The organism is Mesorhizobium sp. P2_E7, assembly GCF_056403855.1.
The window spans coordinates 139,338-152,295 of the sequence record NZ_JBFUER010000007.1 but is presented as its reverse complement, the minus strand read 5'-3'; the positions used below and the strand labels follow the sequence as shown (position 1 = coordinate 152,295).

Annotated in this window: 7 protein-coding genes and 1 pseudogene; 4 read left to right on the top strand and 4 right to left on the bottom strand. The window is 63.9% G+C overall.

The genetic code is table 11. From position 1 onward, the window contains the following. The first annotated feature begins 190 nt into the window (after positions 1–190). Positions 191–1,765, top strand: coding sequence for an alkaline phosphatase D family protein (locus tag AC1DYC_RS27355; protein WP_477410819.1), 1,575 nt, complete (start codon positions 191–193; stop codon positions 1,763–1,765). Positions 1,766–1,873: 108 nt separating this feature from the next. Here AC1DYC_RS27355 and AC1DYC_RS27350 read toward each other — a convergent pair whose 3' ends face one another. Beyond that, complete coding sequence (locus AC1DYC_RS27350) at positions 1,874–2,152, bottom strand: hypothetical protein (protein WP_477410818.1); 279 nt, start codon at positions 2,150–2,152, stop codon at positions 1,874–1,876. A gap of 197 nt (positions 2,153–2,349) precedes the next feature. On the opposite strand from AC1DYC_RS27350, the gene typA reads away from it, so the two are divergent. Next, complete coding sequence (gene typA, locus AC1DYC_RS27345; RefSeq protein WP_112561307.1) at positions 2,350–4,179, top strand: translational GTPase TypA; 1,830 nt, start codon at positions 2,350–2,352, stop codon at positions 4,177–4,179. Between the two features lie 60 nt (positions 4,180–4,239). On the opposite strand, the gene AC1DYC_RS27340 is transcribed toward typA, so the two are convergent. Next, entirely contained in the window at positions 4,240–4,866 is a 627-nt protein-coding gene (locus AC1DYC_RS27340) for a DUF1062 domain-containing protein (RefSeq protein ID WP_477410817.1), read from the bottom strand. Positions 4,867–5,210: 344 nt separating this feature from the next. Next, positions 5,211–6,245: an L-idonate 5-dehydrogenase gene (locus AC1DYC_RS27335; RefSeq protein ID WP_477410816.1), complete on the bottom strand. Its 1,035-nt coding sequence runs from the start codon at positions 6,243–6,245 to the stop codon at positions 5,211–5,213. A 141-nt stretch (positions 6,246–6,386) separates the two neighbouring features. On the opposite strand from AC1DYC_RS27335, the pseudogene AC1DYC_RS27330 reads away from it, so the two are divergent. Continuing rightward, positions 6,387–6,995: pseudogene (locus tag AC1DYC_RS27330) on the top strand (LysE family translocator). Between the two features lie 418 nt (positions 6,996–7,413). Here the strand turns inward: AC1DYC_RS27330 and AC1DYC_RS27325 are convergent. Next, on the bottom strand, positions 7,414–7,980 hold the full coding sequence (locus AC1DYC_RS27325; RefSeq protein WP_477410815.1) for a peroxidase-related enzyme: 567 nt from the start codon (positions 7,978–7,980) through the stop codon (positions 7,414–7,416). Positions 7,981–8,111: 131 nt separating this feature from the next. On the opposite strand from AC1DYC_RS27325, the gene AC1DYC_RS27320 reads away from it, so the two are divergent. Then, positions 8,112–12,902 carry an NAD-glutamate dehydrogenase gene (locus tag AC1DYC_RS27320; RefSeq protein ID WP_477410814.1) on the top strand — a complete coding sequence of 1,597 codons (4,791 nt, stop codon included), beginning with the start codon at positions 8,112–8,114 and terminating at the stop codon, positions 12,900–12,902. Positions 12,903–12,958: the final 56 nt, after the last annotated feature.

Genomic DNA, 12,958 nt, shown 5'->3' with positions numbered 1-12,958 from the left:
CAGGGAATGCCGACGTCTCACTCCGCTGGAACACCCCTCATCCGTCTCGGCGCTATCGCGCCGATCCACCTTCTCCCACAAGGGGAGAAGGAAGAGGTTGGTTGTTATCAAAACTTCATCTTTCCGAGATGCGGCTGAAACATTGAGGCTGGACGCTGGTGGCGGACGTTCAAGCCATCAGGAGACAGCCATGAACAAGATCTCGTTGACCCGCCGCGCTTTTGTCACCTCAGCGAGTGCGGCCGGTCTGCTCGGCGCATCGGGCCTCGCTTTGCCCTATTATTCGCGCGCCAGCCAGCGCCCGGCCTTTACCCATGGCGTCCAGTCCGGCGATGTCGATGCCTCAAGCGGCATGGTGTGGACGCGCACCGATCGTCCCTCGCGCGTCCTATTCGAAGTGTCGTCGACTGAGAATTTCGCCAACGCCACCCGGCTGGCGCCGCTCGATACCTCGCCGGCCAGCGATTTTACGGTCAAGCGGCTGCTCACCGATCTCGCTTCGGACCAGGACATCTTCTACCGCATGACGGCCGCCGATCTCGCCGACATCAACGTCGTTTCCGAGCCGATCGTCGGGCGCTTCCGCACCGCACCCGCCTCGAAGCGCGATATCAAATTCGCCTGGTCGGGCGACACCGCCGGCCAGGGCTGGGGCATCGACGAGACCGGCATGAAGACCTACGCCACCATTGCCAAGCACACGCCCGACTTCTTCCTGCATTCCGGCGACACCATCTATGCCGATGGCGCCATGAAGGATGAGGTCGACCTGCCTGGCGGCGGCAAATGGAAGAACGTCGTCCTCATCGACGGCAAGCGCAAGGTCGCCGAGACGCTGGACGAGTACCGCGACCAGTGGAAGTACAACATGATGGACAGACATGTGCTCGCCCTGAGCGCCATCTGCCCGACCTTCTACCAGTGGGACGACCACGAGGTGCTGAACAACTGGTCGGATTCGAAGAATTTGAGCGCTGACAGCCGCTACACCGAAAAGTCCATCCATGTGCTGGCGGCGCGTGCGGCGCGCGCCTTCCTTGAGATGACCACGATCCGCTACGAGCCGTCGGAACCCGGCCGCGTCTATCGCAAGATATCCCACGGGCCGCTGCTCGACGTGTTCTTCCTCGACATGCGCTCCTATCGCGGCGCCAACGGCCCGGACATGCAGGACACGATGACGCCGGAGTCGCGCATGCTCGGCGAACAGCAGACGAAATGGCTGAAGCGCGAGCTGGCGAATTCCAAGGCGACCTGGAAGATCATCGCCGCCGACATGCCGCTCGGCCTCGTCGTCTGGGATGACGGCACCAAGAAGGTCGGCGCGGAAGCCGTCAGCAATGGCGACAACGGCCTGCCGAAGGGTCGCGAGCTCGAGATCGCCGACCTGTTGCGCTACATCAAGAACGCCGGTATCACCAACACGGTGTGGCTGACGGCCGACGTGCACTACACGGCCGCGCACTATTACAACCCCGACAAGGCGCAGTTCCAGGACTTCAACCCGTTCTGGGAATTCGTCTCCGGCCCGATCCATGCCGGTACGTTCGGCCCCAACGATTTCGACATGACTTTTGGACCTGAACTGAAATTCATCAAGGCGCCGACCGCTGAACAGGGCCAGAACCTGCCGCCGTCGGCCGGGCTGCAGTTCTTCGGGTTGGTGGATATTTCAGGGGCTACAGAGCAGCTGACGGTGCGGCTGATGGATCGCGACGACAACGAGCTTTACAAGGTGACGTTGGATCCGGTGCGGTCGGCGTAAGCTGGCCTGACGGGGTGGGGGTGAAGCGCCGGCGTCGGTGGGAGCACCCTCACCCCGATCCGCTTCGCGGATCGACCCTCCCCACAAGGGGGAGGGTAAAGCGCACCGTCAATCCGGATAGCAAACCGTTGGAATCTTCGGCCAAACCGCGCTGTCGCAGCCGGCGGCCTGCTGCTTCTGCCTGAACGACGCGCTGACCGGGCCGGTGACCACGGGGTCGACGCCATCAGGGGCGTCGGCGAACATCTGCTCGGCCGTCTGGTCAGAGGACGAGACTGGATTGGCTTCCTTCAGCGTCGCGGCCGATTGGGCGGCATTGGCCGCCAGCAGGGCAGCGAATGCGACCGAAGCGATGAGTGGCCAAAATCGGTTGAGTTTGTCGGTCATGAATTTCGAACTGCCCAGGCCCCGAAAGGTTCCCGCCTTGGTTAACAAAACCATCTCACACCGAGATGCTTAAGATTTGATGAGTATTTGGTGATGCGCCTCCTCTTTCGCAATTGCGAAAAACCCTGTATGAGCCGCGCAACCGAAAGAGGCGGCGCCTTTTGGCCTGCTGCCTGCAACGCTCCCGAGACCACAACATGAAAATTCGTAATATCGCGATCATCGCGCACGTCGACCATGGAAAAACCACCCTCGTCGACCAGTTGCTCCGGCAATCCGGCTCCTTCCGCGACAATCAGCGCGTCGCCGAGCGCGCCATGGATTCCAACGACCTGGAAAAGGAACGCGGCATCACCATCCTGGCCAAGGCGACCTCGGTCGACTGGAAGGATACCCGCATCAATATCGTCGACACCCCCGGCCACGCCGATTTCGGTGGTGAGGTCGAGCGCATCCTGTCGATGGTGGATTCGGCCATCGTGCTGGTCGACGCCGCCGAAGGCCCGATGCCGCAGACCAAGTTCGTCGTCGGCAAGGCGCTCAAGGTCGGCCTGAAGCCGATCGTCGTCATCAACAAGATCGATCGTCCGGATGCCCGACACGTCGAGGTAGTCAACGAGGTGTTCGACCTGTTTGCCGCGCTCGACGCCACTGACGAACAGCTCGACTTCCCGATCCTCTACGGTTCGGGCCGCGATGGCTGGGTCTCCGAAAACCCGGAAGGCCCGAAGGACCAGGGCCTGGCGCCGCTGTTCGACCTCGTCATCAAGCATGTGCCGGCGCCGACCGTTCACCCCGGTCCGTTCCGCATGATCGGCACCATTCTGGAAGCCAATCCCTTCCTCGGCCGCATCATCACCGGCCGCATCGAGAGCGGCACGTTGAAGTCCAACCAGCCGGTCAAGGTGCTGCACCATGACGGCACGCTGGTCGAAACCGGCCGTATTTCCAAGATCCTCGCTTTCCGTGGCCTCGAGCGCCAGCCGATCGAAGAGGCGCAGGCGGGCGACATCGTCGCCATTGCCGGCCTGTCGAAAGGCACCGTTGCCGACACCTTCTGCGACCCGGCGGTGACCGAACCGCTGCATGCGCAGCCGATCGATCCGCCGACCGTGACCATGTCCTTCCTGGTCAATGACTCGCCGCTCGCCGGCACCGAAGGCGACAAGGTGACCAGCCGCGTCATCCGCGACCGCCTGCTGCGCGAAGCCGAAGGCAATGTCGCGCTGAAGATCGAGGAATCGCCGGACAAGGATTCGTTCTTCGTCTCCGGCCGCGGCGAATTGCAGCTGGCCGTGCTGATCGAGACGATGCGCCGCGAAGGCTTTGAGATCGCCGTGTCGCGTCCCCGCGTCGTCATGCAGAACGGCGAGAACGGCGAATTGCTGGAGCCGGTCGAGGAAGTCGTCATCGACGTCGACGAGGAGCATGCCGGCATCGTCGTGCAGAAAATGTCCGAGCGCAAAGCCGAGATGGTCGAACTGCGCCCCTCCGGCGGCAACCGCCAGCGCATCGTCTTCCACGCGCCGACGCGCGGCCTGATCGGCTACCAGTCGGAACTCTTGACCGACACGCGCGGCACCGCCGTGATGAACCGGCTGTTCCATGCCTACCAGCCCTATAAGGGCGAACTGCCGGGCCGCACCAACGGCGTGCTGATCTCCAACGAGCAGGGCGAGGCGGTGGCCTACGCCATGTGGAACCTGGAAGACCGCGGCCCGATGGTCATCGATCCGGGCGTCAAGGTCTATCAGGGCATGATCATCGGCATCCATAGCCGTGACAACGACCTCGAAGTGAATGTGCTGAAGGGCAAGAAGCTGACCAACATCCGCGCCGCCGGCAAGGATGAGGCGGTCAAGCTGACGCCGCCGATCCGCATGACTCTGGAGCGCGCGCTGGCCTGGATCCAGGACGACGAGCTGGTCGAGGTGACGCCGAAGACCATCCGCCTGCGCAAGCTCTATCTCGACCCGAACGAGCGCAAGCGCTTCGAGAAGTCGGCGAAAGTGGTCGGCGCGGCTTAATCGTCTGATTTTACCGGATATGGGACGGGGCGAAGCACCAACATGCTTCGCCCCTTTCGTCTATCCGCTGGCCGCTGAGATAATGGCTTTGCGGTCGGCTTCGCTGGCGAGATCAATCCGCACGGTGGTGCCGTTGCGGGCCGGCTTGCGCAAAGCCTTGGCCCCTTCCGGATCAACCACCAGCAATCGCTTCTCCTCCAGCGCCTGAAGCCTCGACCGTGAGATGCCGAGCTCGCCGGCAAGCAAACGGTCGAGTCGCAGCGATGTCGGCATTTCCAGCGCGAGCCTGAGTTCGAGTGTGCTTGCGCGTTCGCCCTCGTCGCCGAGCCTCTGTTTGTGAACGGCGACGTCGGAAAACTCCTCGACGCGGCCAACCCGGCTTCGCAACGTCACGACATCGAAGGCGTGGCGGCGGGCGAGGGCCGGGTCGTTGCTTTCAAGGGCGGCCAGCAGCGCCGGTTCGATGTCGCGGCGGTTGCAGCGTTCGAAAATGCCGAAATTCCACGAATTGTCGCAGTCGATACAGCGATAGATCAGCCAGACGTCGATGCGCTTGCCATTGGCGTTGACGCGGAATTTGTCGCTGCAGCAATAGGCTTTCACGGCGCCGCAGCGGTTGCAGTTGATGAGAGGTCGAGGTGCGATTTCGGGCGCAATCGCCCAGTGGATGCGCAAAGTGCCGGACATGCTGATAAGCCCTTCCCGTCGGGGAAGTTCATCAGGCCGGCGATGTCGAGATGCCCATGCGGGCACGGCGTGGCGAGAGCTAGCTATGGTCGGAAGTCAGGTGCCACGGGCGACAGCCACGCGACAGCGGTTCAGCAGTGCCAAACCGGTCTCGAACCGCCGCCTGAGGAACACATGAAAATGGAGCAGACACCGCTCAATGCGGCGCCCTGCCAGTGTGATCAGGGGAGTTGGCGAGACCGGCGGTTACTGAGGCAAAATCAAGCTCGAAATGGATGTCGGGAGGGCTCTTCTAGCGACAAGATGCCACGTGGGCAAGGCCTATAGCCGGTCTTCCGCCATGCTCACGCGAAGGCGATCTGCACCTTCATCGATTGGGTGCGGTCGCCGGCGATCTCGAAGGCCGCCACCGCCTCGTCCATCGGATAGATGCCGGTCAGCAGCGGCTTGACGTCGACACGGCGGTTGTTGATCAGGTCGACGGCCAGTGCGAATTCGTCGTGAAAACGGAAGGAGCCGCGCATCTCGATCTCCTTGGCGACGATCTGATTCTGTGGCAACGACATGTCGCCGCCAAGGCCGAGCTGGACCAGCACGCCGCGCGGCTTCAGCACGTCCAGGCCGGCCCGCACCGCACGCTCATTGCCGGAACATTCGAACATCACGTCGAAACTGCCCTTTTCGACATTGTAGGCGGCGAGCTTGTCGGCATCGGTGGCGACATTGATGGTGCGGTCGGCGCCGATCTCGCGGGCCTTTGTCAGCACGGCATCCATGACATCGGTGGCGACGATCTCGCGCGCGCCGTGGACGCGTGCGGCCAGGATGCAGAGGGCGCCGATCGGCCCGCTGCCGGTGACCAGCACCTGCTTGCCGAGCAACGAGCCGGCGCGGCTCACGGCGTGCAGCGTTACCGCAAAAGGCTCGGCGAAGGCGGCTTCGTTGATGGAGACATGGTCGGCTATTCTGTGGCACTGCCAGGCTTCGGCGACGAGCCGCTGGCGGAAGGCGCCCTGTATGTGCGGCATCGGCATGGCGCTGCCATAGAAGCGCATGTTGAGGCATTGGTTCTGCATGCCTTGCAGGCAGTAGCGGCAGGCATTGCAGGGCCGGCTGGGCGAAATCGCGACACGGTCGCCGACGGCGAGGGTTGAGACGCCCGCGCCAAGCGCCCTCACCGTGCCGGCAACCTCATGTCCCAGGATCATCGGCTCGCGCAGGCGGACGACGCCAAAGCCGCCATGATTGTAATAGTGCAGGTCCGAGCCGCAAATGCCGCCGGCCTCGACTGAAATCTCGACCTGTCCGGCGCCGGGCGCACCCGGATCGCTCTCTTCGATGCGGAGGTCTTTTGCAGCGTGGATGACGATCGATTTCATGGCCGCGATCCTTTCTGAAACCACCGATGCGGGCAAGGTCGCCTGCTGAAATTTGTCGCGTGCGCTGGGCCATCAGCCCGCAGGGTTCCAAATTGCGGCTGATCGGCTATCCTTCGCGCTCCAACGCTCGAAGGCTCCACCATGCACCTCACCTCGCTCCTGATTTTCGCCGCAGCTCTGTTCGTCGCCGCCGGGTCGCCCGGCCCATCGATCGCAGCCCTTGTGGCGCGCGTCATCTCAAAGGGCTTTCGCGACGTGTTTCCGTTTCCTGCTTGCCATGTGGATCGGCGAGGGTATCTGGCTGTCGCTGGCGGTGTTCGGACTGGCTGTCGTGGCGCAGACTTTTCACTTCGCCTTCGTGGTCGTGAAATGGGTCGGTGTTGCCTACCTCGCCTACCTCGCCTGGAAAATGTGGACGGCGCCGGTCGATGCAAAAGAAGGCGAGATGCCGCGTGAAGATTCGGCGGTAAAACTGTTCTTTGCCGGCATGGCGGTGACGCTCGGCAATCCCAAGATCATGATGTTCTACCTGGCGCTGCTGCCAACGATCATCGACCTCGCGTCGGTCAGTGTCATCGGCTGGGTCGAGCTGACTGCGACCATGGCGGTTGTCCTCATCGCCATCGATCTCGCTTGGGTGCTCGCGGCCTCGCAGGCGCGCAAGCTCCCAAGCGCGCCATGAAGATCGCCAACCGCGTCAGCGCCACGACGATGGCCGGTGCTGCCGCGGCCATCGCGGCGCGATCCTGATCATGCTATCGCCGGTGCCCACTTTCCAGCCGGCGAAGCATCCCAAGACGCCACAAGCTGAGCATCGAGTCCCGACCATGAGCCAGCGAACGCCGCCACGTCGCGGGTAGATGGAAAACCCGACGCCGATGTTTGCAGCTTCGGAGCCGCATCCACATACCCACCGTTCCGGCTGGGCTTCGTCCCAAAACTCTTCGCTATCGCAGAGAAGATGCTCGGATCCACAGGCTGTGCACGTTCGTCGCGCCACGCCCTCGTCATCATCGGCGTCGAGGAGAAACGAGATGGAGCCGCATTTGCATCGGGCGAGCCTGAAGTCGTGAACCTCATAGCCTTCGGTGGCATACCCCTCCAGGTATTCCGCAATGTCGTTGGGCTCGCTGCCAACCACCATTTGCCTGACGTGTCTATCGTCATGCTATGACCTTGCCATGGCGTGGTATTCGTCGTTCGGCCGCATGTCGATGGCTGCCGCCACCCGGTTGGACATGTTGAAGAAGGCGGCGGTCGAGGCTATGTCCCAGATGTCGCGGTTGGTGAATCCGGCGTTGCGCAAAGCGGCCCTGTCGGCTTCGACGATCTTTGCTGGCTCTTCGGTCAGCTTGACGGTGAATTCCAGCATCGCCGTCTGCTTCGGGGAAAGATTCGCGGCGCGGAAATTCATCACCATCATCTCGCCGAAGGCCGGATCGCCGGAGAGCTGGCGCACCGCCGCGCCATGCGCGGTCAGGCAGTAATAGCAATGGTTGATGGAGGAGACGACGACCGCGATCATCTCGCGCTCCAGCTTCGACAGGCCGGATTCACCCAGCATCAGATCATTGTAGGTGTCGGTGAAGGCGCGCAGCTTCTTCTCGTCGAAGGCATAGGCAAGAAGCACGTTGGGAACCAGGCCGAGCTTTTCCTCGCATTTGGCGAAATAGGCTTTTGTCGCCTCGCTGAGCTCCGCGATGCCGAGGTCAAGGGCGCTGATTTTGCCGGACATGGGGGTCTCCTCCTCGTTCATTGCCGCCTGACCGCCGAATTCGGATAATTCTTAGCGAGCCGTCAAACCTTTGTCGCCAAACGGCGGTCATCTGCTACCATAGTCGTAAAAGCATGTGACGGGAGGACATCATGGCGAGCGTGAAATCCGCAGCGAGATCGAAGAAAAAAGCCACCGCTGCGGCAAAACCCGAGGACAGGCCGGGCAGGCTTGCCGACTATCTGCTGGCCCGCGCGCCGGCTGAAGACATTGCAACCTATGACGCCGCCGATCTTGAGCGCGCCGCCGATCTGGCCGGCCGTGCCGTAGCCGTCCACAAGAAGGGCCACAGCGTCGTTGCCGTCGATGCCGATTCCGGCGTCTCCCGCGAGGGCCGGCCGATGACGGTTATCACCGTCGTCAACGATAATATGCCGTTCCTGTTCGATTCGATCCTCGGCGAGATCACCGAGACATCAGGCGAACCGACTTTGGTCACCCATCCGGTCATCGTGGTGCGCCATGGCAAGGCCGGCGTCGATGAGATCCTCGGCGACGGCGGCATCCTCAAGGACGACGGCAATCACGATCGGCTGAGCGTGGTCCATGTCCACATCCCGCGCCTGACGGCGGGGCAGGCGAACGCGTTGGCCGAGCGGCTGCGCAAGATGCTGAACCAGGTGCGCGCCGCGGTCAGCGACTGGAAGCCGATGCTCGCCCGTCTCGACCAGGCTATTTCGGAGTTTCGCTATTCCGCCGTGCCGTTGGACAAGAAGAGCGTCGCCGAGGCGATCGCCTTCCTGGAATGGCTGCGCGACGACAATTTCACCTTCCTCGGCATGCGCGAATTCAAATACACCGGCGGCGCGGAGAGCGGCAATCTGGAGCGCGCCGACAAGCCCGGCCTCGGCATCCTCTCCGACCCGGATGTGCTGGTGCTCAGGCGCGGCACCGAGGCGGTCACGACGACGCCCGAGATCCGCGCCTTCCTGCACGGGCCGGAGCCGCTGATCGTCACCAAGGCCAACGCCAAGTCGCTGGTGCACCGCCGCATCTATCTCGATTACATCGGCGTCAAGACCTACACCGCCAAGGGCACGCTTGCCGGCGAATTGCGTATCGTCGGCCTGTTCACCTCGACCGCCTACACGCGCTCGGTGATGAAGATCCCTTATCTCAGGTCAAAGGCCGAAACCATCATCGCCAAGTCCGGCTTCGACCGGCACGACCACTCCGGCAAGGCGCTGATCAACGTGTTGGAGAGCTACCCGCGCGACGAACTGTTCCAGGTGCCGGTGCCGATCCTGAAGAAGCACGCCGCCGCCATTCTCGGCCTGGTCGAGCGGCCGCGGGTGCGGGCGCTGGTGCGCGTCGACCAGTTCGACCGCTTCGTCTCCATCCTCGTCTTCGTGCCGCGCGACCGTTATGACAGCGTCGTGCGCGAGAAGGTCGGCGCCTATCTCAAGACCGCCTTCGAAGGCCGTTTGTCGGCTTACTATCCGGCCTTCCCCGAAGGCGGCCTGGCGCGCGTCCACTTCATCATCGGCCGCTCCGGCGGCAAGACGCCGAAGGTCGAGCAGGCGGCCATCGAGGCGGCCATCCGCGACATCGTGCGCACCTGGGATGACGCGCTGGCCGAGGCGGCGGAGGCCGGCGGCGGCGATCCGTCGCTGAAGGCGATCGCTGCGCGGCTTCCCGAAAGCTATCGCGACTCCTTCAGCGCCGCCGTGGCGCTGGCCGATGCCGGGCGCATCGCCAAAATCAGCGCCGGCAATCCGATCGCCATCGACTACTATCGCCACTCCGACCAGAAGCCGCATCAGGCGGCGCTGAAGATCTACCACTACGGCAGCCCGGTGGCGCTGTCGCGGCGTGTGCCGGTACTGGAAAACATCGGTTTCCGCGTCATCAGCGAGCGTACCTTCGAAGTCGACGAGGACAGTGGCGACACCGTCTTCGTCCACGACATGGAACTGGAGAACAGCTACGGCAAGCCGATCGACCTCGCCGATGGCGGCGCGCTGTTCGAAGACGCCTTCCTGTCGGTGTGGCGCGGCGATATCGACAATGACAGCTACAACGGCCTTGCCCAGACCGCCGGCCTGTGGTCGGGCGAAGTCACCATCCTGCGCGCCTATGGCCGCTATCTGCAGCAGGCCGGCATTCCGCAGAGCCAGGATTTCATCGCCGCAGCGCTCAATCGCTATCCCGACATTGCGCGTGGCCTGCATGCGCTGTTCGTCGCCCGCCTCGGGCCGGCGGCCGAGACGGAAGGCGTGGTCGCCGCCAAGCACCTCAAGGCCAAGATCAAGGACGCCTTGGAAGAGGTGCCCAACATCGATGACGACACCATCATCCGCCGCTATCTCAATTTGATCGAAGCGTCGCTGCGAACAAACCATTTCGTTGCCGAAACGAAAGCGAGAGGGCAGTCGCTGGCGATCAAGCTCGACTCGCAGGCGGTCGAAGGCCTGCCGGCGCCGCGCCCATGGCGCGAGATCTTCGTCTACGGTTCCGAGGTCGAAGGTGTGCATCTGCGCTTCGGTCCGGTGGCGCGCGGCGGCCTGCGCTGGTCGGACCGCGCCCAGGACTACCGCACCGAGGTGCTCGGCCTGGTCAAGGCGCAGCAGGTCAAGAACGCCGTCATCGTGCCGGTCGGCGCCAAGGGCGGCTTCTTCCCCAAGCGGCTCCCCGCGGGCGGCAGCCGGGACGCGATCTTCGAGGCCGGCACGTCGGCCTACAAGAACTTCGTCTCCAGCCTGTTGTCGATCACCGACAATATCGGCCTCGATGGTGTCATCCCGCCGGCCGGTGTCGTGCGCCGCGACCCGGACGATCCCTATTTCGTCGTCGCCGCCGACAAGGGCACGGCGACCTTCTCCGACACCGCCAACGCCATTTCGGAAAAGCACGGCTTCTGGCTCGACGACGCCTTCGCCAGCGGCGGCTCGGCCGGCTACGATCACAAGAAGATGGGCATCACCGCCAAGGGCGCCTGGGAAGCGGTCAAGCGGCATTTCCGTGAGATGAACCGCGACATCCAGACCTCGCCCTTCACCGTCGTCGGCGTCGGCGACATGTCGGGCGACGTGTTCGGCAACGGCATGCTGCTGTCGCCGCAGACCAGGCTGATCGCCGCCTTCGACCATCGCGACATTTTCATCGATCCCGATCCCGACAGGGTGGCCTCGATGGCCGAGCGCGTGCGCATGTTCGCATTGCCGCGTTCGAGCTGGCAGGATTACGACAAAACCAAACTGTCGGAAGGCGGCGTCATCGTCTCGCGCAGCCAGAAGTCGATCACACTGCCGGCGGCAGCGGCGGCAGCGATCGGCCTCACCAAGACGACTGCGACACCGGCCGAGATCATGACCGCCATTCTCAAGGCGAATGTCGATCTCTTGTGGTTCGGCGGCATTGGTACGTACTTGCGAGCATCTGGCGAGACCAACGCCGAAGTCGGCGACCGCGCCAATGACGCCATCCGCATCACCGCGCTCGATGTCCGGGCGAAAGTGATCGGCGAAGGCGCCAATCTTGGCGTGACGCAGCGCGCTCGCATCGAGTTCGGGCTTGCCGGCGGCCGCTGCAATTCCGACGCCATCGACAATTCCGGCGGCGTCAACTGCTCCGACGTCGAGGTCAACATCAAGATCGCGCTGGCGTCCGCCATGCGCAAGGGATCGCTGACCCGACCGGCGCGCAACAAGCTGCTCGCCGAGATGACCGACGAGGTCAGCGGACTGGTGCTGTCCAACAATTACGAACAGACGCTGGCGCTTTCGATCGCGCGCAAGCGTGGCCTCGCCGACATCGCCCATCAGAGCCGCTTCATGACCGCGCTGGAGGCGCGCGGCCTGCTCGACCGCGCCGTCGAGACACTGCCGTCGCCGGCTGCCCTTGCCGAGCGCGAGGCACGCGGCGAGCCGCTGACCCGGGCTGAGCTCGGTGTGCTGCTCGCCTATGCCAAGATCGTGCTGTTTTCCGACATCGTCGCCAGCGACGTGCCCGACGATGCGCATTTCGACCGCGACCTGATGGGCTATTTCCCCGACCGGATGGCGAAGAAATACGCCACCGAGATCCACGGTCATCGGCTGCGCCGCGAGATCATCGCCCGCGTCGTCGCCAACGACCTCGTCAATCGCGGGGGTCCGTCCTTCGTCAACCGGCTGCAGGAAGCCACAGGCCGCACCGCCGCTGACGTGGTGCGCACCTTTGCCGTGGTGCGCGACGGCTTTGCCTTGCCGGCGCTCTACCGCGAGATCGACGCGCTCGACAGCCAGATCGACGGCCAGGCGCAACTCGACCTCTACCAGTCCGTCAGCCGGCTTATCTACGTGACCAGCGGCTGGTACCTGAAGAACGATGCCGGCACCGCCCCGCTCGGCCAGCGCATCGCCGAATTGCAGGAGGCGCGCAAGGCGCTGGAGCCGAAGCTCGTCTCGCTGTTGCCGGCCTTCTCGCGGGAGCGGATCGAGGAGCGGCGGCACGGCCTGTTCAAGGTCGGCGCGCCAGAAAAGCTGGCCGAAAAGCTGGCGCTAGCCGATCTGGCGGAACTGATTCCCGATATCGCGCTGACGTCGCGCATGGCCAATGCCGACATCGTCGTGGCGGCCAAGGCGTTCTTCGCCGTCAGCGATGCCTTCCGCATTCCGCGCGTCGAGGACGCGGCGCGCTCGATCACGCCGTCGGACTATTACGACCAGCTGGCGCTGTCGCGCGCCACCGACACGATCGGCGCCGCCCGGCGCGGCATCGCGGTGGCCGCACTGACCGGCCATGCCGGCACGGCGGACCCGGTGGCGGCGTGGCTGGAGGCCGGCGGCGAGCGCGTGGCGCGCATCCGCGAGCGGCTGCAGGCGCTGACCGAAGGCGGCGACATCACCGTGTCGCGGCTGTCGGTGGCATCGGGGCTGATCAGTGATTTGACGGGGATGTGAGTCCTGAAAGCTTGGGTTCCTCGCCCCCGCCACAGGCGGGGGAGAGGTGGCCGCGA

Coding starts and splice junctions, on each gene's coding strand:
- AC1DYC_RS27320 (WP_477410814.1), top strand. CDS start 8,112: ATGGCGAGCGTGAAATCCGCAGCGAGATCGAAGAAAAAAGCCACCGCT.
- AC1DYC_RS27325 (WP_477410815.1), bottom strand. CDS start 7,980: ATGTCCGGCAAAATCAGCGCCCTTGACCTCGGCATCGCGGAGCTCAGC.
- AC1DYC_RS27350 (WP_477410818.1), bottom strand. CDS start 2,152: ATGACCGACAAACTCAACCGATTTTGGCCACTCATCGCTTCGGTCGCA.
- AC1DYC_RS27340 (WP_477410817.1), bottom strand. CDS start 4,866: ATGTCCGGCACTTTGCGCATCCACTGGGCGATTGCGCCCGAAATCGCA.
- typA (WP_112561307.1), top strand. CDS start 2,350: ATGAAAATTCGTAATATCGCGATCATCGCGCACGTCGACCATGGAAAA.
- AC1DYC_RS27335 (WP_477410816.1), bottom strand. CDS start 6,245: ATGAAATCGATCGTCATCCACGCTGCAAAAGACCTCCGCATCGAAGAG.
- AC1DYC_RS27355 (WP_477410819.1), top strand. CDS start 191: ATGAACAAGATCTCGTTGACCCGCCGCGCTTTTGTCACCTCAGCGAGT.